Raw genomic sequence first — 24,704 nt, forward strand, 5'->3', positions numbered from 1 at the left:
GTCAGTGTAAAAGTGTGGTCATGATACGACACTTGAGCAAGGCTGTGGGGGCTTGAAGAGTGGATTTATCCACACGGCTAATTGCGTATACTGTGCGTACCCTTGTTTTAGCGACTTTACTTCAGCACAGGACTTGCCATGGACACTGTAACTCTGACTCGCCCAGATGATTGGCATCTTCATTTACGTGACGATGGCGCATTAAAAGCCGTTGTAGGACATACCGCCGCTCAGATGGGGCGCGCGATCATTATGCCAAATCTAACGCCGCCGGTGACTACTACTATTCAAGCGCTTGAATACCGCCAGCGTATTTTAGAAGCCTTGCCAGTGGGTAGCACTTTCGAGCCTTTGATGGTGCTGTATCTCACCGATACCACGCCCCCCGAGGAGATCGAGCGTGCTGCACAAAGTGGTATTGTCAAAGCAGTGAAGCTTTATCCGGCTGGCGCAACGACCAATTCCGACTCTGGTGTCACCGATTTGGCGCACTGCGACGCAGCGATTGCGATGATGGTGAAGGTCGGTATGCCTTTGCTAGTGCATGGTGAAGTGACCGATGCGCAAATTGATATTTTTGACCGTGAAGCAGTGTTCATTGAGAAGGTTATGAAGCCGCTGCTGGAACGCCATCCGGCACTGAAGGTGGTGTTTGAGCATATTACTACCCAGCAGGCGGCAGAGTTTGTCGTTCAAGCGCCGGATAATGTGGCCGCCACTATTACGGTGCATCACCTGTTGTTTAATCGTAATAAAATGCTGGTGGGCGGTATTCGCCCGCATTATTATTGCCTGCCCATTTTGAAGCGTGAGCAGCATCGTCAGGCGCTGTTAAAAGCGGCCACGAGCGGTAGTCATAAGTTCTTTCTCGGCACCGATAGCGCACCGCATTCGCAGGATGCTAAAGAGTCAAGCTGTGGCTGTGCCGGTGCTTACACAGCGCCTGCAGCCATTGAGCTTTACGCAACGGCTTTTGACGAGATGAATGCGCTGGACAAGCTGGAAGGCTTTGCAAGCCTTAATGGCCCGCGTTTTTACGGCCTTTCGCCGAATGCTGACCGCATCACGCTGGAGCGGCGTGAGTGGCGTTTGCCTGAAAGCTATCCTTATGCGCAGGGCGAGCAAATTGTTCCGCTTTTAGCGGGCGAGACGCTTAGCTGGGCAGTCAAGGCGTAGGCTTAACCGTTATACCGTCGGCCACGCTGCCGACGGTAGAAGTGGCTTTAATCAGCGAGCGCTATATTGTTGCCGTTAATCGGCGTTGCCCAGCTGTTGAAGCATTTGATCGACCATGCGTGATGAGTGATCGGCCGCTACTTCTAAGAACTGATCAAATGAAAGATGGTTGTCACCGCTGCCAGGAATATCAGAAAGGGCACGAATGACCACAAACGGGCATTGATAAAGATGGCACGTTTGCCCAATGGCGGCGCCCTCCATCTCGACGGCCAGCATCGTAGGAAACTGAGCCCGAGTAGCTTCGACGCGCGCAGGGTCAGCCATAAAGGCGTCACCGGTAGCAATCAAACCTTCACGTACCTGAACCTCGCCTAGCGAGGCGATAGCGTTACGAGCAATACCGCGAAGCTGCGTATCAGCGAGGTAGGCGGCGGGCATGCCCGGCACCTGGCCTATTTCGTAGCCAAATACCACGGCATCAACGTCGTGATGGCGTACTTCTTCTGAAATGATGACATCGCCAATGGCTAAATCAGCAGCAAATCCGCCTGCTGAACCGGTGTTAATGACGGCATCGGGCTGATGGCGTTCGAGCAAAATTGCCGTACCTACCGCGGCGTTTACTTTGCCAATGCCCGATAACAGTACGATGACTTCAAGGCCATAGCGTTTGCCCGTATGAAATACAAAGCCTGCGTGTTCATAGCGTTGAGCGTCTTCTAGCTGGCTGACTAAGGCGTCAACCTCTTGCGCCATCGCGCCAATAATACCAATGCGCTTCACTGCACAATGCTCCTGAGTAAAAGGGGAATGCCGTCCTGGACGTCGTGATTACTGCGTTAGGTCGTGTTGCTCTGCCGCCTCTAGCGTGTTTTCAAGCAGCGTCGCTACCGTCATCGGGCCAACGCCGCCAGGCACCGGCGTGATGAAGCTTGCTCGTTCGGCTGCCACTGCGAAATCGATATCACCGATTAGCGTGCCGTTTTCTTGGCGGTTAATGCCTACATCAATGACGACAGCGCCAGGCTTTATCCATTCACCCTTAACCAGGCCCGGTTTGCCGACAGCCACAACTAATATGTCGGCGCGGCTGACGTGCTCGGCAAGGTTTTGCGTAAAGCGATGGCATACGGTCGTGGTGCAGCCCGCTAACATAAGTTCTAACGCCATTGGGCGACCAACGATATTAGATGCGCCCACCACGGTGGCATCTAGGCCGCGTAAGGCTATATCGCTTTGAGCGAGCAGCGTCATAATGCCTTTAGGGGTGCAGGGGCGTAGCGCAGGCATACGCTGCGCTAAACGACCGATGTTATACGGGTGAAAGCCATCAATATCTTTATCGGGTCGAATGCGCTCTAAGATAGGCCCAGCATCAAGATGCTTAGGCAGCGGTAGCTGCACCAATATGCCATCTATGTTCGGATCGCTATTGAGCTGGTCGACAAGCGCTTCTAACTCATGCTGTGACGTGTTGGTTGGCAGGGCGTGCTGAAGCGAGACAATACCGGCTTGCTCGCAGGCGCGATGCTTATTATTGACATAGACTTGAGAGGCGGGATCATCTCCAACCACAACAACGGCTAGTCCCGGTGCCCGTAAACCTGCTTGTCGGCGTGCGGCGACTTTTTCGGCAACCTGTTGGCGGACAGTAGCAGCGATGGATTTGCCATCGATTAGTTGGGCGGTCATGTTCTGGAATCCCTGTGGACGTTGATAAGGGTGACGTTAATAAGGGCTATGCATCGTCATGCTGATGTAACGGCACGCTTTTAAAGGCGGCAATTTTCGCATGCTAGGGCATCCAGGCAAAGCGACTTAACGAATAACCCGTTTAGTTGTTGACTTTAAATTTAAAAATAGTAATATATGCCTCGCTTGGACGGGCAAAGCGGTAGCGTCTAGGGTGATAGAATCGGGATGTAGCGCAGTCTGGTAGCGCGCCTGCTTTGGGAGCAGGATGTCGGGGGTTCGAATCCCTCCATCCCGACCACACCTAACGTGAAAGCTGATAGCTTGTTTTCTAAAGCATTGGTTGTGGTCTAGTGCTCATCAGTATTCTTATTTTTGGATGCTCTTTGTGCGCCCATAGCTCAACCGGATAGAGCAACGGCCTTCTAAGCCGTAGGTTGCGGGTTCGATTCCTGCTGGGCGTGCCACCGTATTCAGTGGTATTAACCTGTCAGAATCCTATCTTCAATCACGCTTGTTTTACGTAAGATTGTCTTTGGTGGGTGTAGCTCAGGGGTAGAGCCCCGGATTGTGATTCCGGTGGTCGTGGGTTCAAATCCCATCATCCACCCCAGTGACAATATTTGCGTTTTTAGGTTGTGGTGGGTGTAGCTCAGTGGTAGAGCCCCGGATTGTGATTCCGGTGGTCGTGGGTTCAAGCCCCATCATCCACCCCATTTCTATATTTTCCTTTCTTACTCTTACTCTTTTTTTTCTTGATGCCCTTAATTGGGTTTTTTGCGTTTCTGTTTTTCGATTTTTCGTCTTTTACATCAAGAGCAAAAATGCGCCGAGAAAAAATGATGTTGGCTAGCTTGTCTACAGTAGCAATAGCGATTCTCCATGCTTTGGTAGCATTAATTGCTAATTATGCGGGTTAAAAAAGAGTTTTAAGCTCTGTCAAAGCCCTTTGTTTAGTGATATTTTTCAATAAGTTATTTTTTAACCTCTGCTGGTAATAGTAATTCCTAATTCGCAAAGGGAGTGGATCGCGATGGCGCGTCAAACGGTTGTTTTGGGGGCAGGCATGGTGGGTGTCTGTATTGCCTGGCATCTGCGTCAGCGCGGGCATGATGTCACCCTGGTGGATCGCCTTGAGCCGGGTCGAGAAACTTCCTTTGGCAATGCCGGTATTATTCAGCGTGAAGCCGTCAGGCCTTATCCTTTCCCGCGTGATATTAAAACGCTGCTAAGCGTCTTGCCCAACCGCAGAGTAGATATTCGCTATCGCCTAGCGGGTATGATAAATGCCGCCTCTCCACTGTTGCGCTACTGGATGAACTCAGCTCCTAAGGCTTACCAAAAAATCGTGCCGGAGTACGCATCGTTGATCCAGTTGGCGCTCAAAACTCATGGGCCCATGATTGAGGCCGCTGGGGCAGAGCACCTAGTGCGCAGGGATGGGTGGCTTGAGCTCTACCGTACTCCTGAAAAGCTGGTGGCTCGATTAAAAGATGCCGAAGAGGCGAGACGCCTTTATGGCGTTCAATTTGAAGAATTGGATCGAGCAGCACTTATAGTCAAAGAGCCTGCGCTGAGCGGTAACATTGTGGGTGCAATTCACTGGCTTGACTCATGGACCGTGGCTGACCCTGGCGCTTTGGTGGCAGCGTACGCACAAGCGTTTAACCGCGACGGTGGGCGTATTGTGCAGGCGGATATTCAGTCGGTTCAGCAAATTGGTGATCGATGGCAGGTAAAAACGCCATCTGAAACGATTGAAGCAGATAATGTCGTCGTCGCGTTAGGCCCTTGGGCGGGTAATTGGCTAAAAGAACTGGGTTATCGCTTCCCCACCTTCGTGAAGCGTGGTTATCACATGCATTACGCCACGCAGACACCGGCTAAGCTCAATTACTGGTTAATGGATGCAGAGGTTGGCTACTTGCTTGCGCCAATGAATGCGGGTGTGCGGCTAACAACGGGGGCACAGCTGGATCGTTTAGAGGCGCTAGCCGATGCTAAGCAGCTCGATGCTGCAGAAAAAGTAGCCCGCAGCGTATTTCCGTTAGGCGAGCGACGTGATGAAGCTCCTTGGAAAGGCGCGCGGCCTTGTCTTCCCGACATGAAGCCGATTATTGGTCCTGCTCCGCGTCACCCCGGCCTATGGCTCGCTTTTGGCCATGGGCATCAAGGGTTTACCCTAGGTCCAGCCACGGGCCAGCTGCTGGCGGATATGATGGAAGGCAAAGAGACGGCTGTTGATATGGCGCCGTTTCGTGCAGACCGCTTCTAAACACCGGCGTTCAAGCATTGATTAGTGCCATGTCGGGTATTTATCGGTAAGTACTTCAAATAAGTATTTTAAAAACGCTGACTCTGTCAGCGTTTTTTTTGACCATCTATTAGGTGATGCGACCTTGACGCCACCCGCGACAACAGCAGTCTCCAGGCGGTACAATTAGCGCAATAGACATTGCTCAACGCGCGGTGATCGTTAAATAGAAGGCTGCGCTGAGACTACATATTTAAAGAGGCACAATGAAAGACACTCATTTAGCCCGTGAAGCTGAGCTTCGCAGGACATTCGCTATTATCTCGCACCCCGACGCCGGTAAAACCACGATCACCGAAAAAATGCTGCTGTTTGGAAACGCCATCCAGCTAGCCGGCTCGGTTAAGAGTAAGCGTAATGACCGCCACGCCACCTCGGACTGGATGAAAATGGAGCAGGAGCGGGGTATTTCAGTAACGACCTCGGTGATGCAGTTTCCTTACGGGGGGCGCATCGTCAATCTATTGGATACGCCCGGACACGAAGACTTCTCTGAAGATACCTACCGCACGCTAACGGCGGTCGACTCTGCGTTAATGATAATTGATGGTGCTAAAGGCGTTGAAGATCGCACCATCAAGCTGATGGAGGTATGTCGGCTACGTACCACACCGATCTTAACGTTTATCAATAAGATGGACCGCGATACCCGTGACCCTATTGAAGTCATGGATGAAGTAGAAACGGTTCTGAATATCCAGTGTGCGCCAATGACCTGGCCAATTGGTATGGGGCGTCACTTCAAGGGCGTTTATCATCTTTATAACGACGTCATCCATCTCTACACTCAGGGCCAGGGTAGCCGAATTCCTGATGATAAGCGCATTGAAGGCCTGCATAGCCCCGAGGTAGATGCGGCGCTGGGAGAAGAGCAGGCCGAAGAGCTGCGCATGGAAGTTGAGCTGGTTCGTGGCGCTTCTCATGAGTTTGATCTTGAGGCTTATCGCCGTGGCGATTTATCGCCCGTTTATTTCGGCACTGCTATGGGCAACTTTGGCGTGCGCGAAATGCTTGACGGTTTTGTTGAGTACGCACCGCCGCCCCAAGCGCATCAAACCGACACGCGTGACGTCATTGCGGATGATGATCGATTTACCGGCTTTGTGTTTAAGATTCAGGCCAACATGGATCCCAATCACCGGGACCGTATTGCCTTCTTGCGGGTATGTTCTGGCAAGTACGAAAAGAACATGAAGATGCGCCACGTGCGTACTGGTAAAGACGTTAAGATTGCCGATGCGCTGACGTTCATGGCTTCTGATCGCTCACACGTGGAAGAAGCTTGGCCCGGCGATATTATCGGTCTGCACAACCACGGGACTATTCAGATAGGCGATACGTTTACCGTTGGCGAAGATATGCGCTTTACCGGCATTCCTCACTTTGCTCCTGAACTCTTTAAGCGCGTGCGGTTAAAAGACCCTCTGAAGATGAAAGCACTTCAAAAAGGCTTGCAGCAGCTTTCTGAAGAAGGCGCAACGCAGGTCTTTATGCCGATGGATAATAACGATCTGATTCTCGGTGCCGTAGGTACTCTGCAGTTTGATGTTGTTGCCCATCGTCTGAAGGAAGAATACAAGGTCGACTGTCTGTACGAAGGGGTCAATGTACAAACGGCGCGCTGGATCTACTGTGAAGACGCCAAGAAGCTAGAAGAATTCAAGCGTAAGGCCAGCACCAACTTGGCGATCGATGGGGGGGGCTATCTGACCTACATTGCACCGACTCGGGTAAACCTTCAAATGACCCAAGAGCGTTGGCCAGACATCCGCTTTCAGCCTACGCGCGAGCACTAGTTTTTTATATGTCTATGCTGATTGATGCTCACTGCCATCTCGACTTCCCTCAGTTCGATCATGACCGAGCAGAGGTGTTTGAGGCCGCGAAGGCGGTGGGCGTTTCGCACTTTGTCATTCCTGGTACGACCCGAGAGCGCTGGCAGCATGTGCTGGCGCTGGCCGAGCGCGATGATACGTCGGCATGCGTGGGCTTGCATCCTTACTTTGTGGCGCAGCATCAGGAAGCGGACCTTGCCGCGCTTGATCAACTATTCATTAAGCATCCAGAAATCGTGGCGGTGGGCGAGTGCGGTATTGATGCTCGCTTTGAAGCGACTATTGATGCCCAATGGCACTACTTTGATGCTCAGTTAAGGCTGGCTCAGAAGCACTCTTTGCCTGTCGTGGTGCACTGTGTGCATGCTAATGACACCGTTGCTAAGCGCCTTGGTCAGTTTTCGCTGCCTAAAGCAGGTCTGATTCACGCTTTTTCAGGTTCAATTGAGCAAGCTCAGAAGTTTTTAGCGCTTGGTTTCAAGCTAGGCTTAGGTGGGGCAGTGACCTATGGGCGCGCCAAGCGATTACAGCGCATGGTAAAAGCACTACCCGATGACGCCTTTATGCTCGAAACCGATAGCCCCGATATGCCATTAAATGGCTGCCAGGGCATGCGCAATGAGCCAAGTAGGCTAGTCGATGTGTGCCGTGCGGTGGCGAGGCTGCGCGAGCAAACAGCCGAGCAGGTCGCGGGACAGACCAGTGCTGTCGCCGCAACGCTATTTGGGTTGCCGTGCATGCAGCCTTAGCTGTTAAGGCTGACCGCTAGCTGCTCGGGATCTACGCGTTCAATCGGGTAGGGCAGCGGTAAAAGGGTGGCGGGTAGTCCGGACAAAAAGATGGGTGTCATTTCTTCGGCGATTTTAGTGCTCATTACCGCCAGCAGCTCAATGCCACCTAGCGAGTCCGACGCACTGATCACCACTTCGCCTACCGATTTGTCGTCACTATTAACCAGGCTGGCGCCCGCTTCTGGCAGCGCTTTTGTCTCGACGCTGACGCGCATCAGGCGCTTTTTAACCTGGCCCCGGAAGTGTGCTCTCGCGACGACTTCTTGGCCGGTGTAGCAACCCTTTTTAAAGCTAATCCCGCCAAGCGCTTCCCAATTTATCATCTGGGGCAGGAAGTGATCCTGCTGAGCATCGGTTAGCCACGCTAAGCCACTGCGAATATCTTCAAGCTGCCAAGCATTGCGGCCCGCATCGTCATCTTGTAAGACCACGGTAGCGTCATTGTTGGCGTTGTCGAAACAGAATATAAAGCGCGGTGTCTCACCTAGGCACTGCAAACTTAGAGCCTGCTCGCTGTTAAAGTGGGTGCAGACGTTGTCGGGAAGCTGCAGCCCGAGCTGGTCCGCCAGTGCCTGAGCACCCTCGCTGGCACCGATGAAGGTTAGATGAGGCTGCATAATCAGTTCCGCACGATAAAAAGCAGCGAATTTTTTAAGATGACTGGCTAAGCTATCGACTAATGTTGTGCTCAGCAGCAGGCGGAAATGCTCATTGCTCAACCGCAGTAGTTGGGCATTAGCTAGCATTCGCCCTTTTGGCGTACAGAAACAGGTGAGTGGCGCAAAGCGTCCATCAGCCAGGCTGACCTGAGCGCTGGTTTGTCCTTGAAGGAATTTTTCTGCATCGACGCCTTTTACATCCAGTGCCGCTAAATGGGTTAGGCGGACGCAGCCAAGGGCGGGGGTTCTAGAGGGAACGGTCGCCATAAAAACTCCTAAAGAAAATGGTAAGGTGCCAGCGTATAAAATACGTACTGATATGCCGTTTAATGCGGGCGCAGGGCATCAATTGCAAGGCACTATTAGCGTGCTAAACTCTTCATTTGATATCAGCTTTACACAGTTTATCAGGTGTTGACCAACAGGTAAGGAAACGGTATGGCGCAACAATCATTAACATTTCAGCAAGTTAAAACGGTCGAACAGGTTAATAAAATCACCACGGCGCTTATGATGCTTGAAGGCGTTGACAGTGCTGAGGTGGGAAGGCACGGCGCCGACGTGGATGGCCGGGCAACGCGTCAAACGCTTATCAACGCGATTGAAAAACTTAAGCTGGGCGTAAAGGTTTCTTAATGCATATACCGATTACCATTATCAGTGAACGCAACAACGTTTTTAGGCAGCGCATTGAGGTCAATGGCTTAGAAGATATGTTTGCCGATGTGCCGGCCATTGTTGGCGGTGATGGTAGTGCACCGGATCCCCATGACTATTTTGATATTGCCTTAGGCACTTGCAAGGCGATCACAGTGTCGATGTACGCCAAGCGTAAAGAGTGGTCGCTTGAGGGAATTACCGTCACCGTGCAGCGAGATGATAGCCAGGAAAAAAAAGGTATCTATAAGTTAGATGTCGCATTAATGCTGCAGGGTATTGATGATCCTGATCAGCGCGCCAGGCTGGAAGATATAAGCCACCGTTGCCCCATCCAGCGCTTGATGACTGAGTCCACCGTCGAGATCGCCACGCGGCTTGTTTAGTTTGTTTTTAGCTAATTCCCCCTTGTTTTGGAGTCACGATGAGCAAAGCCTTTCGATTGCAGTCTAAATTTCAGCCTGCTGGCGATCAGCCCGCCGCTATTAAAGGGCTGATTAGTGGCCTGGAATCAGGGCTTGCCCATCAGACACTGCTCGGGGTTACGGGGTCGGGTAAAACCTTCACTATGGCGAATGTGGTTGAGCAGCAGCAGCGCCCAACGATTGTCATGGCGCCAAATAAGACGCTCGCTGCCCAGCTTTACGGTGAGTTTAAGTCTTTTTTTCCTGATAACGCGGTTGAGTATTTCGTCTCCTACTACGATTATTATCAGCCTGAAGCCTATGTGGCGGCATCCGATACGTTTATCGAGAAAGATGCGTCGATTAATGACCATATTGAGCAGATGCGTCTTTCAGCCACCAAGGCGCTGCTTGAGCGCCGTGATGCGCTAATTGTGGTGTCCGTGTCGGCTATTTACGGCCTGGGTGATCCCGAGCAATACCTGAAAATGCGCCTTCATTTCTCCCGCGGTGAACTGATTGACCAGCGCGCCTTTTTACGCCGCTTGGCCGAGCTACAGTACACCCGCAATGATATGGATTTCCGGCGCGGCACTTACCGAGTTCGTGGCGACGTCATCGATGTCTTCCCCGCTGATTCTGAAGAAGAGGCGGTGCGAATCGAGCTGTTCGACAATGAAATCGACACGATTCGCATGTTTGATCCGCTAACCGGTGCCGTCCATGGCGAGGTGGCGCGAATGACCATCTACCCAAAATCGCACTACGTTACGCCACGGGAAACGATTTTAGGCGCCATCGATGACATTAAAGAGGAGCTCAAAGAGCGTTTAGAGTGGATGCGCAAACACGAGCGGTTGGTGGAGGCCCAGCGTTTGGAGCAGCGCACGCTTTACGATATAGAAATGATGCTTGAACTCGGTTATTGCAACGGTATTGAAAACTACTCGCGCTACCTTTCCGGGCGTGCATCGGGCGAGCCGCCGCCGACCTTCTTCGACTATTTACCAGACGACGCACTGCTGTTTATCGATGAATCTCACGTCAGCGTGCCGCAGGTCGGTGGGATGTATAAAGGCGATCGTTCGCGTAAAGAAACACTGGTCGAGTACGGTTTTCGACTGCCCTCAGCGCTGGATAATCGGCCCATGAAGTTTGAAGAGTGGGAGGCGATTTCACCGCAGACTATTTTTGTCTCCGCCACCCCAGGCCGTTATGAAGCCGAGCACACCGGTCAGACGGTTGACCAAGTGGTACGTCCCACCGGACTGCTAGACCCTGAAATTGAGGTGCGCCCAGCCAGCACTCAGGTAGATGATCTGCTCTCGGAGATTGGACTGCGCACCGCCGTGGGTGAGCGCGTTTTGGTCACCACTCTTACCAAGCGTATGTCAGAAGATCTCACGGATTACTTTGATGAGCACGGCATTCGAGTGCGTTACTTACACTCTGACATCGACACTGTGGAGCGGGTAGAGATTATCCGCGATTTGCGCTTAGGTAAGTTTGACGTGCTAGTAGGTATAAACCTGTTACGCGAAGGTCTCGATATTCCGGAAGTATCGCTCGTGGCAATTTTGGATGCCGATAAAGAGGGCTTCTTGCGCTCTGAGCGCTCGTTGATACAGACCATCGGCCGCGCTGCCCGTAATGCTAATGGTAAAGCTATTTTGTACGGGGACCGTATTACGGACTCAATGCGCAAGGCCATTGATGAAACGGATAGGCGGCGCGCTAAGCAAACAGAGCATAACGAAGAGCATGGTATTACGCCGACAACGGTGACTCGTTCGGTCGCCGATATTCTTGAAGCGGCGCAAGCGCCTGGTAAGAAAAGCAGCCGCCGCCGCGGTAATGAGCGCAAAGTAGCTGAGTCAGCCGCTGACTATGATATCGCCAGTATGAGTAAGCAAGATCTCTTGGGTGCGATTAACAAGCTCGAAGATGCAATGTTTGAAGCAGCGCAAAATCTGGAGTTTGAAGAGGCGGCGCGTCTTCGCGACCAGCTGCATCAAATGAAGGAAAAACAGCTGGTATTGGGATAGGAGACGTATGCCGGAAGGGCCCGAAATTCGCCGTGCGGCAGACCGTGTACAGCAGCAGATAGGCGAGCGTGAGATAGACGCTGCTTGGTTTGCTTTCCCAGAGCTTGCTGAGCAGGCCGCGTCTCTTGTTGGTGCGCGTGTTACGCGGGTTGATACGTGGGGCAAGGCGATGTTGATCCGGTTTAGTGATCGGCGCGTGCTGTATTCGCACAACCAGCTGTACGGTGTTTGGAAGCAGCATGATGCCGATCAACCGCCTGACACAAAGCGCACGCTGCGCGTTAGATTGACGGCGCAAGGGCGTAGCGCAAGCCTTTACAGTGCCTCTGATATTTCCCTTTGGCACGAGGATAATCTCGCGCAGCATCCGTTTTTATCTCGGCTGGGGCCTGATTTGCTCAGCCAGGAAGTCACGGCTGGCGACGTCCAGCAACGTCTAAATCTTAAGCAGTTCCACAAACGTAGCTTAGGGGCGCTGTTGCTTGATCAGGGGTTGGTGGCAGGGTTGGGCAACTATCTGCGCTCGGAAATTTTGTTTTTTGCGCAGCTTTCTCCGAAAACGCGTCCGATAGATTTGTCGCCAGGGCAGCAGCAGATGTTGGCGAAGTGCATTATTGAAACCACGCTTCAAACGTACCAAACGGCAGGCATCACCAATTGTGATGCTTGGATTAAGCAGGCTAAGGTCGCCGGTGAGTCACGCAGTCAGTGGCGCTTTGCAGTATTTGATCGTGCCGGGCTGCAATGTCACCGTTGTGGCGAGGTCATCCAGCGAATCATGGTGGGTTCAAGACGGCTGTATCTATGCCCGCGCTGCCAGTCGAGTTAGTTTTTTAGGGTTTATACCGTTATCTTGAATGTTTGAATCTCTTTTTACAAACTGAACTACGTTGTCACTGGTATCGCTAGGGATGCTGCCGCGTGAGGGGCAATACGGTATACTTGGCCCACGCTAAGACGGCACTTTCGCAGTTGCGAAAGAAAGCCGCTGACTAGACGATAACCTAGGAGCTGTTAGTCCATGACCGTGATTCGCCAGGACGACGTTATTCAAAGCGTTGCCGATGCTCTGCAGTACATCTCTTACTATCATCCTAAAGATTTTATTGACGCCATGGCTGCCGCCTATGAGCGTGAAGAGAACCCCGCTGCGAAAGATGCCATTGCGCAAATTCTGATTAATTCACGCATGTGCGCCACAGGCCACCGTCCTATTTGTCAGGATACCGGTATTGTCACCGTGTTCGTTCATGTGGGTATGAACGTAACGTGGGAGGCGGACATGAGCTTGGACGACATGATCAACGAAGGTGTTCGTCGTGCTTACCTGTTGCCGGATAATATCCTGCGCGCCTCGGTACTGGCTGATCCAGACGGTAAGCGGGCCAACACCAAAGACAACACCCCGGCCATTATTCATCATTCGATTGTGCCTGGTGACAGCGTCGATATTCATGTGGCCGCGAAGGGTGGTGGCAGTGAGGCAAAATCCAAGTTTGCCATGCTGAATCCTTCAGATAGCGTGGTGGACTGGGTTATGGAGCAGCTGCCGAAGATGGGCGCCGGCTGGTGCCCGCCCGGTATGCTGGGCATTGGTATTGGCGGTACTGCTGAAAAAGCCATGCTAATTGCTAAAGAAGCGTTGCTTGATCCTATCGATATACAAGATTTACAGGCCCGTGGGCCGAGTAATCGTGCTGAGGAGCTGCGCCTAGAGTTGTTTGATAAGGTCAATAAGAGTGGTATTGGCGCGCAGGGTTTAGGTGGTTTAACCACGGTCTTGGATATTAAAGTGAGAGACTACCCAACTCACGCCGCTAACAAGCCGGTCGCGATTATTCCTAACTGTGCGGCTACTCGCCACGCTCACTTTACTCTGGACGGTTCAGGCCCTGCGGTGCTTGAAGCGCCGAAGCTGGAAGATTGGCCAGAAATTACTCGTGAAGCAGGCGAGAACGTCAAGCGTGTTAATCTTGACACCGTCACCCCAGCCGACGTCAAAACGTGGCAGCCGGGCGATACGCTATTGTTAAACGGAAAGCTGTTGACTGGCCGAGACGCCGCTCATAAGCGCATGATAGATATGTTGGCAAAAGGTGAGCCCTTGCCAGTGGATATGAAAGGGCGGTTTATCTACTACGTCGGGCCGGTTGATCCGATTGGCGACGAGGTGGTTGGACCAGCAGGACCCACCACGGCAACACGGATGGATAAATTTACTCGTACAATGCTGGAAGAAACAGGCTTGCTCGGCATGGTCGGTAAGGCAGAGCGTGGTCAAACAGCCATTGATGCCATCCGCGACAACGAAGCGGTTTATCTGATGGCCGTTGGCGGTTCGGCTTATCTCGTCGCACAGGCGATTAAAAAATCGCGGGTAGTTGGTTTCGAAGATCTGGGCATGGAGGCTATTTACGAATTTGAAGTTGAAGATATGCCTGTGACCGTTGCTGTGGATAGCCAGGGTACATCGGTGCATCAAACAGGACCGGCTAAGTGGAAAGAAATTATTGCTCAGTCTGCGTAGTAAAGAAGTATGGTTGATTAGGCTTTAAAACGAAAAGGGCCTCGCTTGTGGCGAGGCCCTTGCCTATATAAGGACGTAGCTATGGCCTCTTGGTTATTAGGGACCAGCATTTTATTGATACATCTGTTAGGCATCGTGTCGGCCATCATGGCGCTGATGTCTAGCCGCACCTCTCAAGGAGCGGTAGCGTGGATTATATCGCTGCTTACTTTTCCGTATGTTGCACTTCCAGCCTATTGGTTTTTTGGTCGACCGCGGTTCTACGGCTACGTATCGGCTCGCGGCCAGCGTGACACCGTACTGCGCCGGGTATTAGTTCGTTATCGAGCCAATGTGCAGCCCTACGTGGCGCCTTCAAGCAGTGCCGATATCCAGGCCGTTGAACAGCTGGCCATGATGCCATTGACGCGCGGTAATCAAGCGACGCTATTGGTCAACGGTCACGCCGCGTTTGAGAGCCTTTTTGACGGCATTGATCGCGCTGAAAACTATGTGTTGATACAGTTTTTTATCGTGCGCAACGACGCGCTGGGCCAGCGTTTGTTGAGTCATCTGCAGCGTGCGGTTAAGCGTGGCGTACGGGTTTATTTTCTTTATGATGAAGTGGGTAGCCGCAAATTAAACGAAGGCTATCTGGGCGATTTAACGCGTGAAGGCGCGTCAGTCAGTGCCTTTCGGTCATCGCGAGGGTTTAAACATCGATTTCAGCTCAACTTCCGTAACCACCGTAAAGTCACGGTAGTTGACGGGAAAGAGGGTTGGGTAGGTGGTTTAAACGTGGGTATTGAATACCTAGGTGAGGACCCGCGACACGGTGCCTGGCGCGACACGCATTTAAAGCTGCAAGGGCCCAGTGTGTTGGGCTTGCAGGAGGCCTTTTGGGAAGACTGGCACTGGGCAACGGACGAAGTGATTAGCCTGAACTGGATAGCCGATACGTCTACAGCAACCGACCATCATGTCGTCATAGTGCCTTCTGGTCCCGCTGACCGCCAGGACACTGCCAGCCTGTTAGTGCAGCAGGTTATTCATAGTGCGAAACATCGCCTGTGGGTCACTAGTCCTTATTTTGTACCCGATCAAGGCGTTCAGGATGCGTTGCGCTTAGCGGCGATGCGCGGTGTAGACGTGCGCGTGATGATTCCTGAGCGACCAGACCATTTATTAGTATTCTTGTCAGCATTTTCATTCCTGCCTGACATGTTAAGAGCGGGTGTTAAAATATACCGTTATCTTCCAGGATTTCTACATCAAAAAGTAATGCTTGTAGACGGTGAAGCAGCCACGGTAGGCACTATCAATTTAGATAATCGCTCGTTTCGATTAAATTTTGAAATCACCGCGTTTATACCTAGCCCAGAGTTTGCTGCCAGCGTCGCGGTGATGCTAGAAAATGATTTTGAACAGTGCCGCCGTGTAACAATGGATGAAATTAATCAGCGTTCAATGTGGATGAAAGTAGTTTCTCGGGCAGCTTACTTAACGGCTCCTGTCCAATAATGCAGGTACCTCTGATAATAAAAGCAGCTCTGCGTGGATGACGAGTAAAACAAGGAGTCATGGGTGAATCTTGAAACAAAATGGCTGGAGGATTTCGTGGCGCTTGCCGGCACACGCAGCTTCTCGGCCTCAGCACGCCAGCGACACGTTACACAGCCGGCTTTTAGTCGGCGTATTCGCGCGCTAGAGCAAGCTGTTGATGTAACTTTGGTAGATCGTTCCACAACGCCCGTTGGGTTAACGCCCGAAGGCCAACTTTTTTTAGTCACAGCGCGAAACCTTGTCGAACAGCTGAACGAATCGCTGAGCCATTTACGTGGTTTGTCTATTGCTAATGAAGCGTTAGATATCGTCGCGGCGCACTCTTTAGCGTTGAGTTTTTATCCACCGTGGATTTCTCGGTTACAAAAAGGCCTGGGGGAGCTGCCCACTCGTTTAGTGGCTATGAACGTAGGAGAGGCTATTCACGTATTGCGCGAGGGTAACTGCGATTTAATGCTCGCGTATTACGATCCTTTTGCCACTATGCAGCTAGATGCCGAAGTATTTCCCTCGTTCTCAATCGGCAAGGTCAATATGCTGCCCGTTTCGTTGCCAGACGAGCAGGGTAAGCCGCTATTTTCATTGCAGCATGACGCCTCCATCCCCTATCTCTCCTATACCCAAGCCGCATTTTTAGGCCGAACGGTACGCATGCTGCTCAAAAATGATCCGCTACGGATGAAGTTACGCACCGTTTATGAAACCGCCATGGCCGAAGGCCTGAAAGGAATGGTGTTACAGGGTGCTGGCGTGGCATGGATACCTGATTTTTGTATTCGCGAAGAGTTGAAAAGTGGGCGCTTGGTCAGAGCCGGTGAGCAACACTGGGATATACCGCTTGAGATCCGCCTATATCGCTGCTCGATGGTGCACAAGCCTGGTGTAGAGCGTTTATGGCGGCAGATGGTGAAGCTACCGCGGGACTTTCTGCAAGCATGAGCTTGGCCGTTACGGATGGCAGCAACGATGACATGTCACGTGTCAGAAAACTGCGTTAAACGTTGTGGTTCGGTATGCTATATACGTAGCATACCGATAAGCCTTACAAAACGCGTCTAAACGATTACATGGGAAGTGAATATGATTAAAAAAACGGCAACCTTCTGGTGGAATGTAATGCAAGATGCCGTTTCATTATGGCTAGAACGAAATGCGTTTAGCTATGCAGGCTCGCTCGCTTTTTATACGCTGTTCTCATTGGCACCTACTATTATCATTGCGGTGACGGTAATCGGCGTTGTATTAGGCGAAGAAGCTGCCCAAGGTCAAATAGTCGCGCAGCTGCAGGGTACGTTAGGAACCGATGCCGCGACGGCGATCGAACAAGCGGTCGCGCAGTCGCGCATTGAAGAGTCGGGGCTGTTGCCGACGGTGTTGGGGTTCATCGCGCTGATCGTGGGGGCCACGACCGTATTCGCGCAAATGCAATTTTCGCTTAACACGATATGGGGAGTGACGGCAAAGCCAACGTCTAATAGCGCCTTCGTGTTTATTAAAAACCGTCTGCTATCGCTTACGGTTGTCCTATCCATCGGGTTTATCCTGCTGGTGTCATTAGTTTTAGGAGTCGTGCTGCGTGGAGTGCTGCTAGCGACAGACAACTTACTGCCGTTTGCCAGTTTATTTACGACGTCTTTAGAATCGCTTATTTCAGTGGCCATGGTGACATTGCTATTTGCGACTATTTTTAAAGTACTGCCCGATGTCGTGCTGCGGTGGAAAGATGTATTTTTGGGGGCTGTTGTCACCGCGGTACTATTTACTATAGGTCGTAGCGTTATCGCTATTTACTTAGCGCATACCGCTACCGCTTCAACCTATGGCGCAGCAGGGTCTGTTGTGATGATTTTACTTTGGGTTTACTACAGCTCATTGATTTTACTGTTTGGTGCTGCCTTTACTCGGTCCTTGCTGTTGCGCCGCGGTCGAGCTCTGGTGCCAAGAAATAGCGCGGTGCTTATCAAACAAGAGTACGTTTAAATAGCCCGCAGTACAGCGCATTCACCTCAGGAGTGTGGCTCATCCAGGTTTTGTAATGACACCCTGGATGATCGCCACGCCCCTAGCGCCGTTAAGGCATCTCAGCCTCGTAAATGATTTTCAGGTGTTTTTCACTGAGATGTTTTCCATTCGCTAATATTGTTTGCCGTTAAACTCACAATGTTCTGTCTGGCTTCGGGTGTGACCCAGGCATTGTGTGGAGTGACAATCAAATTGAGCGGTTCGGCGAGCGCGTCAAGCAGTGGATGCCCGTTTCTGGGGGGTTCTGCCGGCAGTACGTCAACCGCCAGTCCGCCTAGTTTGCCGCTGCGTAGCGCGTCTAATGCAGCAACCTCGTCAATCATGCCGCCTCGGGCGCAGTTAATCAGTAGCAGCGATGGTTTGGCCTTAGCCAGGCGCTCCCGATTAATCAAATGCTTAGTAGCGTCGCTAAGCGGGCAATGCAAACTAATAACGTCAGCATCATCAAGCAGATCATCAAGGGACGGGCGTTTGTCGTTGGTCTCATTGCCTGGTCGGGCGGTAAAAGAGACGTTCATTCCGAACGCTTCCGCTAAACGAGCAACTTCAGAGCCCAGCTCTCCTTGCCCAACCATGACTAAATGTTTGCCTGAAAGCTGTAGCGTAGGATAGTCCTGCAGGCAGAAAAAATCGCTGCGCTGCCACTTACCTGCGGCCACGTCGCGCTGATAAAGGGGGAGGCGATTGGCTAGTGAGAGCATGAGCATTAAAGTGTGCTGCGAAACGCTGGCAGTGCCGTAAGCCGCTACGTTTTTGACCTCAATGTTATTAGCTTTAGCCGTCTCAAGGTCAATATTATTAAGCCCCGTTGCTAGTACACATATCAACCGCAGTTTGGGCAGCTGTTGCAACGTTTTTGCGTCTAGAACGACCTTATTTACAATCGCAATATCTGCGTCAGCAAGGCGTTCAGCCGCCTGTTGTGTCGAACTTTGCTCAAACACCTCAAGGTGAGAAACCGACTCACGAATGGCGGCTAAGTCAATCTGGGGGCCTAAGCTCTTAGCATCCAATATCACTGCGTGGGGCATTTTCTTATCTCCATAAACTGCCTTGGTCTGCATAACCTTGCTTGGCAGGGGTCACAAAAGGGTATAATGGCGGCGCTTGATCAACCGCAGCCTTGGAATTTATCCCGACTGGCCACATATTGGCAGCCCGGCAGCGTTTATTTTTGCTATTTTTCTGTCAGAAACACGTCTGTCAGAACTGAACCTGTCAGCGTTGAGCTTTATAAGGAGTCATCAACATGCCCATCTATGAATATGAGTGCAAGGCCTGCGGCCATCGTATGGAAAAACTGCAGAAGATTAGTGCTGATCCTTTAAAGGATTGTCCAGCGTGTCATAGCGATGGTTTGGCTCGCTTGGTATCCGCTGCAGGGTTTCGCTTGGCCGGCGGCGGTTGGTATGAAACTGATTTTAAAACGGGTAGCAAAAAGAATTTAGTCGCTGATGGCAAAACGGCATCGACAGATGCTGGCAAAACCAGTGATACCAGTGCTACCTCTAAGAGCGCTACTCCTACAGACAAGGGCGCCGCGGCATAGCCGAGGCTGCCAGGGTTGGGACGACCCGCGACACATTAATTGCCACGTAACAGAACAGGATTTGACATGCGCAGCCATTATTGCGGCCAGCTGAATGAAACTTTGGTGGATCAAACGGTTACGGTATGCGGATGGGTTCATCGCCGCCGTGACCACGGTGGAGTAATTTTCCTCGACATGCGCGACCGCGATGGTATCGCTCAGATCGTGGTCGACCCCGATACCGCCGATGCGTTCGCTCATGCGGACCGCGCTCGCAGCGAGTACGTCCTGCGCATTACAGGCCGTGTGCGGTTGCGTCCAGAAGGCACCCAAAATGCCAACATGCCGACGGGCATGATTGAAGTGTTAGCAAAAGATGTTGAAGTGCTCAACGCGGCAATTACGCCGCCTTTCATGCTTGATGAGCATGGGAAAGTGGGCGAAGAAGTGCGTTTAAAGTATCGCTATATCGATCTGCGTCGCCCTGACATGATTGAAAAACTGCGTCTGCGTTCACGTATTTCTCACAACGTTCGTGCCTACCTTGAAGGTCAGGGGTTTTTAGATATCGAAACCCCTGTGCTGACACGCGCCACACCAGAAGGGGCGCGTGACTATCTAGTGCCTAGCCGTACGCATGCCGGTAGCTTCTTTGCGTTGCCGCAGTCGCCTCAGCTGTTTAAGCAACTTTTGATGGTGGCCGGCTTTGATCGCTACTATCAAATTGCCAAATGTTTCCGTGATGAAGATTTACGTGCCGATCGTCAGCCTGAATTTACCCAGATTGATATTGAGGCATCGTTTGTAGATGAGAACGATATCATGGGGATTACTGAAACCATGATTCGCCAGCTGTTCCAAGAAGTGTTAAGCGCTGAGCTTCCTGAGTTCCCGCGGATGACGTGGCAGGAAGCGATGGATCGCTTTGGCTCTGATAAGCCAGACTTGCGCATCCCGCTTGAACTGACTGACGTTGATGACCTAATGCAGCAGGTCGATTTTAAAGTCTTTTCTGGTCCGGCCAGTGCCGATGATGGCCGCGTAGCGGCGCTCAAAGTGCCCGGCGGTGCTAAGCTCTCGCGTAAAGAGATTGATGAGTACACCAAGTTTGTTGGCATTTACGGTGCTAAGGGCTTGGCATGGATTAAGGTCAACGAGCGCGCTAAAGGGCTTGAGGGTCTGCAGTCACCGATCGTCAAGTTTATGGAAAATATCGTTGAAGAGCTGCTTGATCGCGTAGGCGCAGAAGATGGCGATATTATTTTCTTCGGTGCAGATAAAGCGCGTATCGTCAACGAAGCCATTGGAGCGCTGCGTGTCAAGCTGGGCGCTGACCTGGAGCTTTACACCCAGGAATGGGCGCCGCTTTGGGTTGTCGACTTCCCCATGTTTGAGGCCGATGACAGCGGTCGTTTAAGTCCGCTACACCATCCGTTTACGGCACCTTCGTGCACACCTGAGGAGCTCAAGGCTGATCCAGCTAAAGCGCTTTCGCGGGCTTATGACATGGTGCTTAATGGTACCGAGCTCGGTGGCGGCTCTATTCGTATTCATGACCAAGCCATGCAGAGCACCGTATTTGATATTCTTGGCATTGGTGAGGAAGAGGCCCAGGAGAAATTCGGCTTCTTGCTGGATGCGCTTCAATACGGCGCGCCCCCGCATGGTGGCTTAGCGTTCGGTCTGGACCGTTTGGTGATGCTGATGGTCGGTGCTAAGACTATTCGTGAAGTGATTGCTTTCCCGAAAACCCAAAGCGCGGCCTGCTTAATGACCAATGCGCCGGGTGAAGTCAGCCCAGAGCAGCTAAAAGACCTTCACATCCGCCTACGTCAAAAAGTTAAGGCGGAAACAGTCGCAGAATAAAGCGCCTGTACCGTTGACCAGCACCGACGCTACGGCGTCGGTGTTTTTGTATGCTGCTCTGATAGTTAGGCCTAATCCACTCGAGTAACGGTGTTATGGATGAGAGAAAGCCTGCTGTACCCATACGCATACTGGGCATTGATCCTGGCTCCCGCGTGACGGGTTACGGCGTTATTGATGTGATTGGCGTCAAGCCTTGCTACGTAGCGAGCGGCTGTATCCGCACCGCTGACGGCGCTTTAGAGCAACGCTTGGCACAAATTTATGCAGGACTCAGCGAAGTCGTCGGTTTGCACAAGCCTTCTCAAGTAGCTATTGAGCGTGTTTTTATGGCTAAAAATCCGGATTCAGCACTTAAACTGGGCCAAGCAAGAGGAGCCGCATTAGTCTGTATGGCAAATCACGGGTTAAGTCTTGCCGAGTATGCCGCACGACAAATCAAACAGTCGGTGACGGGCCAGGGTGGTGCGGATAAAGCTCAAGTGCAACATATGGTGACGGCTATTTTGCAGCTCTCGGCCACTCCGCAAGCAGATGCCGCCGATGCGCTTGCCATTGCGTTAACCCATGCCTACAGCGCAACGGGGCTTACTGGCACGGTGACGCGGGGTCGCAGCCGCTCTGCAGGGCGCTGGCGTCTTTAAATCGACAATATGTAAAGTCTTACTACTGGTCATCTGTACATAGTCACTTTATAGTAAACGGCTGTTTTTACTCTATCGTTTTCACCTGAGCGCGAGCGACTTTATGATTGGACGTCTGAGTGGCCAGTTACTGGCAAAGCAACCGCCTTGGATCGTGATCGACGTTCATGGCGTAGGTTACGAGCTAGAAACGTCAATGAACACGTTGGTAGCATTACCTGCAGTCGGGGAAAGCGTTTCGTTATTCACACATCTAACCATTCGTGACGACGCTCACCTGCTATACGGTTTTGGAAGAGAGCATGAGCGTGCTCTGTTTCGAGCACTGATAAAGGTCAACGGCGTGGGGCCTAAGCTGGCGTTAGCGATTTTGTCGGGCATGGACGAAGATGCCTTTATGCGCTGTGTCCGAGACGATGACAGTAAGGCGCTAACCAAGCTGCCAGGCGTGGGGAAAAAAACCGCCGAGCGGCTGATCATCGAAATGCGCGATCGCTTTCCAGAGTGGGAAGATGGTAGCAATGCATTACTGCCTCTTGAGGCTACCAATGGCCGGGGCTCTGCACGAGACAACCTCGCCGATGCGGAGGCCGCATTGGTAAGTTTGGGGTATAAACTCACCGAAGCATCAAAAATGTTGGCGGACATAGACTCTAATCAGTCGACGGAGGCGCTTATTAAAGCCGCGCTGACGCAACGTATGAATGGCTAGCCGTAAAGGTTGAGCATAGACCGTTGTTGAATTTACGATTAAAAAACGCACTTAAAAAATGCACTTGAAAAAAGAGCACTTATGTTAGAACACGATCGGCTGATCGCCGCTGAGCCTGAGCACGGTGAGGTGCGCATTGATTACGCAATTCGCCCCAAGCGGCTGGATGAGTATATTGGCCAGCCCCGCGTTCGCGAACAGCTGGAAATCTTCATTGGCGCCGCTCGGTTACGTGAAGAGAGCCTAGATCATACTCTGGTGTTCGGGCCGCCGGGGTTAGGTAAAACCACGCTGGCTCATATTATCGCCGCTGAGATGGGGGTGGGCATGAAGTCTACCTCCGGGCCAGTGCTTGAGCGTGCCGGCGACTTAGCCGCTATGCTGACCAATCTAGAGCCTGGCGACGTGCTTTTTATCGATGAAATTCACCGCCTTTCTCCCGTCGTCGAAGAAGTCTTATATCCCGCCATGGAAGATTTTCAGCTGGATATCATGATTGGTGAAGGCCCCGCTGCGCGTTCCATAAAGCTAGACCTTCCTCGTTTCACGTTGGTCGGCGCCACCACCCGTGCAGGATTATTAACCTCACCACTGCGCGATCGGTTTGGCATTGTTCAGCGTCTTGAATTTTACAATCTGGAAGAGCTTACCGAAATTGTTTCGCGCTCAGCGCGCCTACTCGGCGTAGAAACCAGCCACGAAGGAGCTATTGAAGTGGCGCGTCGTTCACGAGGAACGCCTCGTATAGCGAATCGCCTATTGCGCCGTGTGCGCGATTACGCCGAAATGAAGGGCAACGGTGTGGTTGATGTAGCAATCGCAGACGCAGCACTCAATATGCTCAATGTAGATCATCATGGGCTAGATCATATGGACCGGCGGCTCTTACTGGCTATGATCGATAAATTCGATGGCGGCCCGGTGGGTATTGATTCATTAGCCGCAGCGATTAGCGAGGAGCGAGACACCATAGAAGATGTGATTGAGCCTTATCTTATTCAGCAAGGTTTAATCATGCGTACACCTCGTGGGCGCGTCGTCACACGTCAGGCTTGGCTACACTTTGAGCGCGTTCCTCACGAACAGGCGTCCGACATGGAAGGGGAGCGACGCCCGTGAGTGTCTCTACCGCCGCTAGTTATCGCCTGCCGCTACGTGTTTATATGGAAGATACGGATGCAGGCGGCATTGTTTACTACGTTAATTATCTGAAGTTTATGGAGCGTGCGCGCAGTGAATGGTTACGCGAACTAGGCCTTAATCAGCAAACGCTGCTAGACGAAGGTACACAGCTAGTGGTATACCGCTTGGCCTGTGATTATGCAAAGCCTGCCTGTTTGGACGATGCGTTGGAAATTAGTGCACGGGTAACTAACGTCGGGCGCTGTCGGATGACCTTCGAGCAGCAAGTTTGGCGCGCTGAGGAACTCCTATGCACTGCCACAGTCGAGATAGCATGCTTGAGTAAAGAGCGTTTACGGCCAAAAGCTTGGCCACCCGCGCTTAAGATTTTGATACAGGCCTCTTAACCAAGAGGCCATTCACTGCGTCGGAAATACCGACCCTAATAGATTGATGAGGGCACCTGTGAACGATAACACCATGTCCATTCCCCACCTGATAATGAATGCCAGTACCGTCGTACAGCTGGTAATGCTGCTACTTGTGGTGGCGTCAATCCTCTCTTGGGTGGTGATTTTTCAGCGCAGCATAGCGCTGCGCCGTGCCAAGCAAGAATACAACCAATTTGAAGAGTCTTTTTGGTCCGGTGTCGACTTGAATGAGCTCTATCGAGAGATTCCAGTTGATGACCCTCGACACGGGGCTGAACACGTTTTCCAAGCTGGGTTTCGTGAATTCAACCGGCTAATGCCTAAAACGAGTGACGCTAGCACCGTGTTAGAGGGTGTACAGCGTAGTATGCGCGTGGCGTGGTCACGGGAAGAGGATCGCTTAACGCAGCACTTGGTCTTTCTAGCCACTGTTGCTTCTGCAAGCCCTTATATCGGTCTGTTCGGGACGGTCTGGGGTATCATGGGGTCATTTCAGGCACTGTCGTTGACCCAGCAGGCAACCTTGTCAACGGTTGCGCCATGGATTGCGGAAGCGCTGATTGCAACGGCGATGGGCCTGTTTGCCGCTATTCCAGCGGTTATTTTCTATAACCGTCTCTCTAATGACGCTTCTCGGTTGCTCGGCAAATATGAAGATTTTGCGGAAGAGTTTCACGCTATCTTGCACCGTAATCTGCAGGGTCGTGACAGCAAACCGAGCGCAAGTTAAG

23 protein-coding genes and 4 tRNA genes are annotated in these 24,704 nt (G+C 51.9%); 23 read left to right on the forward strand and 4 right to left on the reverse strand.

Annotated features, from left to right (window positions below; translation table 11 throughout):
• The first annotated feature begins 138 nt into the window (after positions 1-138).
• The gene (gene pyrC, locus ACT3TF_RS11570) at positions 139-1,176 is read left to right on the forward strand and encodes a dihydroorotase (RefSeq protein ID WP_441683710.1); all 1,038 of its coding nucleotides are present in this window, start codon (positions 139-141) and stop codon (positions 1,174-1,176) included.
• A gap of 75 nt (positions 1,177-1,251) precedes the next feature.
• On the opposite strand, the gene mtnN is transcribed toward pyrC, so the two are convergent.
• Together mtnN and folD are read right to left on the reverse strand one after the other, a co-directional pair.
• Positions 1,252-1,962 carry a 5'-methylthioadenosine/S-adenosylhomocysteine nucleosidase gene (gene mtnN, locus ACT3TF_RS11575; protein ID WP_096280138.1) on the reverse strand — a complete coding sequence of 237 codons (711 nt, stop codon included), beginning with the start codon at positions 1,960-1,962 and terminating at the stop codon, positions 1,252-1,254.
• A gap of 48 nt (positions 1,963-2,010) precedes the next feature.
• The gene (gene folD / locus ACT3TF_RS11580; RefSeq protein WP_096280136.1) at positions 2,011-2,871 is read right to left on the reverse strand and encodes a bifunctional methylenetetrahydrofolate dehydrogenase/methenyltetrahydrofolate cyclohydrolase FolD; all 861 of its coding nucleotides are present in this window, start codon (positions 2,869-2,871) and stop codon (positions 2,011-2,013) included.
• Positions 2,872-3,095: 224 nt separating this feature from the next.
• Here folD and ACT3TF_RS11585 point away from each other — a divergent pair.
• The 7 genes from ACT3TF_RS11585 to ACT3TF_RS11615 all read left to right on the forward strand — a co-directional run bounded on the left by ACT3TF_RS11585 (position 3,096) and on the right by ACT3TF_RS11615 (position 7,769).
• Positions 3,096-3,172 (forward strand) — tRNA-Pro (locus ACT3TF_RS11585).
• Between the two features lie 89 nt (positions 3,173-3,261).
• Positions 3,262-3,338: transfer RNA gene (locus tag ACT3TF_RS11590), tRNA-Arg, on the forward strand.
• Positions 3,339-3,409: 71 nt separating this feature from the next.
• Positions 3,410-3,484: transfer RNA gene (locus ACT3TF_RS11595), tRNA-His, on the forward strand.
• Between the two features lie 28 nt (positions 3,485-3,512).
• Positions 3,513-3,587: transfer RNA gene (locus tag ACT3TF_RS11600), tRNA-His, on the forward strand.
• 317 nt (positions 3,588-3,904) lie between these two features.
• Positions 3,905-5,146, forward strand: a complete 1,242-nt coding sequence (locus ACT3TF_RS11605) for an NAD(P)/FAD-dependent oxidoreductase (RefSeq protein WP_096280133.1) — start codon at positions 3,905-3,907, stop codon at positions 5,144-5,146.
• A gap of 245 nt (positions 5,147-5,391) precedes the next feature.
• Complete coding sequence (locus tag ACT3TF_RS11610; RefSeq protein WP_441683707.1) at positions 5,392-6,981, forward strand: peptide chain release factor 3; 1,590 nt, start codon at positions 5,392-5,394, stop codon at positions 6,979-6,981.
• Between the two features lie 14 nt (positions 6,982-6,995).
• On the forward strand, positions 6,996-7,769 hold the full coding sequence (locus ACT3TF_RS11615) for a TatD family hydrolase (RefSeq protein ID WP_444625463.1): 774 nt from the start codon (positions 6,996-6,998) through the stop codon (positions 7,767-7,769).
• Here ACT3TF_RS11615 and ygfZ read toward each other — a convergent pair.
• Positions 7,766-8,737, reverse strand: a complete 972-nt coding sequence (gene ygfZ, locus ACT3TF_RS11620; RefSeq protein WP_444625462.1) for a CAF17-like 4Fe-4S cluster assembly/insertion protein YgfZ — start codon at positions 8,735-8,737, stop codon at positions 7,766-7,768. The two genes, ACT3TF_RS11615 and ygfZ, sit on opposite strands and share 4 nt — an antisense overlap.
• A 171-nt stretch (positions 8,738-8,908) precedes the next feature.
• Between ygfZ and ACT3TF_RS11625 the strand changes: the two genes are divergently transcribed.
• The 8 genes from ACT3TF_RS11625 to ACT3TF_RS11660 all read left to right on the forward strand — a co-directional run bounded on the left by ACT3TF_RS11625 (position 8,909) and on the right by ACT3TF_RS11660 (position 17,625).
• Entirely contained in the window at positions 8,909-9,106 is a 198-nt protein-coding gene (locus ACT3TF_RS11625; protein WP_096280124.1) for a hypothetical protein, read from the forward strand.
• Positions 9,106-9,513 (forward strand): OsmC family protein, encoded by a 408-nt coding sequence (locus ACT3TF_RS11630; protein WP_096280122.1) that lies wholly within the window; start codon positions 9,106-9,108, stop codon positions 9,511-9,513. The genes ACT3TF_RS11625 and ACT3TF_RS11630 overlap by 1 nt, the downstream gene beginning before the upstream one ends.
• A gap of 38 nt (positions 9,514-9,551) precedes the next feature.
• Positions 9,552-11,576, forward strand: coding sequence for an excinuclease ABC subunit UvrB (uvrB, locus tag ACT3TF_RS11635; protein ID WP_444672252.1), 2,025 nt, complete (start codon positions 9,552-9,554; stop codon positions 11,574-11,576).
• 7 nt (positions 11,577-11,583) lie between these two features.
• Complete coding sequence (gene nei, locus ACT3TF_RS11640; RefSeq protein ID WP_444672253.1) at positions 11,584-12,405, forward strand: endonuclease VIII; 822 nt, start codon at positions 11,584-11,586, stop codon at positions 12,403-12,405.
• Between the two features lie 192 nt (positions 12,406-12,597).
• Positions 12,598-14,103 (forward strand): fumarate hydratase, encoded by a 1,506-nt coding sequence (locus ACT3TF_RS11645; RefSeq protein WP_096280115.1) that lies wholly within the window; start codon positions 12,598-12,600, stop codon positions 14,101-14,103.
• Positions 14,104-14,184: 81 nt separating this feature from the next.
• A complete protein-coding gene (gene cls / locus ACT3TF_RS11650; protein ID WP_444672254.1) occupies positions 14,185-15,603 on the forward strand; it encodes a cardiolipin synthase in 1,419 nt (472 codons plus the stop codon).
• 63 nt (positions 15,604-15,666) lie between these two features.
• Entirely contained in the window at positions 15,667-16,584 is a 918-nt protein-coding gene (locus ACT3TF_RS11655; protein WP_096280111.1) for a LysR substrate-binding domain-containing protein, read from the forward strand.
• 141 nt (positions 16,585-16,725) lie between these two features.
• On the forward strand, positions 16,726-17,625 hold the full coding sequence (locus ACT3TF_RS11660; RefSeq protein WP_096280109.1) for a YihY/virulence factor BrkB family protein: 900 nt from the start codon (positions 16,726-16,728) through the stop codon (positions 17,623-17,625).
• A gap of 131 nt (positions 17,626-17,756) precedes the next feature.
• Here the strand turns inward: ACT3TF_RS11660 and ACT3TF_RS11665 are convergent, their stop codons facing one another.
• Positions 17,757-18,698: a D-2-hydroxyacid dehydrogenase gene (locus tag ACT3TF_RS11665; RefSeq protein WP_096280107.1), complete on the reverse strand. Its 942-nt coding sequence runs from the start codon at positions 18,696-18,698 to the stop codon at positions 17,757-17,759.
• Between the two features lie 218 nt (positions 18,699-18,916).
• Here ACT3TF_RS11665 and ACT3TF_RS11670 point away from each other — a divergent pair, with 218 nt between their 5' ends.
• The 7 genes from ACT3TF_RS11670 to tolQ all read left to right on the forward strand — a co-directional run bounded on the left by ACT3TF_RS11670 (position 18,917) and on the right by tolQ (position 24,703).
• A complete protein-coding gene (locus tag ACT3TF_RS11670; RefSeq protein WP_096280105.1) occupies positions 18,917-19,216 on the forward strand; it encodes an FmdB family zinc ribbon protein in 300 nt (99 codons plus the stop codon).
• Positions 19,217-19,282: 66 nt separating this feature from the next.
• Entirely contained in the window at positions 19,283-21,064 is a 1,782-nt protein-coding gene (gene aspS / locus ACT3TF_RS11675; RefSeq protein WP_096280103.1) for an aspartate--tRNA ligase, read from the forward strand.
• 95 nt (positions 21,065-21,159) lie between these two features.
• Positions 21,160-21,708 carry a crossover junction endodeoxyribonuclease RuvC gene (ruvC, locus tag ACT3TF_RS11680; protein WP_096280101.1) on the forward strand — a complete coding sequence of 183 codons (549 nt, stop codon included), beginning with the start codon at positions 21,160-21,162 and terminating at the stop codon, positions 21,706-21,708.
• A gap of 103 nt (positions 21,709-21,811) precedes the next feature.
• Positions 21,812-22,420 (forward strand): Holliday junction branch migration protein RuvA, encoded by a 609-nt coding sequence (gene ruvA / locus ACT3TF_RS11685; RefSeq protein ID WP_096280098.1) that lies wholly within the window; start codon positions 21,812-21,814, stop codon positions 22,418-22,420.
• A gap of 81 nt (positions 22,421-22,501) precedes the next feature.
• On the forward strand, positions 22,502-23,539 hold the full coding sequence (ruvB, locus tag ACT3TF_RS11690; protein ID WP_096280096.1) for a Holliday junction branch migration DNA helicase RuvB: 1,038 nt from the start codon (positions 22,502-22,504) through the stop codon (positions 23,537-23,539).
• On the forward strand, positions 23,536-23,949 hold the full coding sequence (gene ybgC / locus ACT3TF_RS11695; protein ID WP_255249100.1) for a tol-pal system-associated acyl-CoA thioesterase: 414 nt from the start codon (positions 23,536-23,538) through the stop codon (positions 23,947-23,949). Before ruvB ends, ybgC begins: the two co-directional genes overlap by 4 nt.
• Positions 23,950-24,007: 58 nt before the next feature.
• The gene (tolQ, locus tag ACT3TF_RS11700) at positions 24,008-24,703 is read left to right on the forward strand and encodes a protein TolQ (RefSeq protein WP_096280094.1); all 696 of its coding nucleotides are present in this window, start codon (positions 24,008-24,010) and stop codon (positions 24,701-24,703) included.
• Position 24,704: the final 1 nt, after the last annotated feature.

This window comes from Halomonas sp. AOP25-F1-15 (assembly GCF_052378675.1).
Taxonomy (GTDB): Bacteria; Pseudomonadota; Gammaproteobacteria; order Pseudomonadales; family Halomonadaceae; genus Vreelandella; species Vreelandella casei.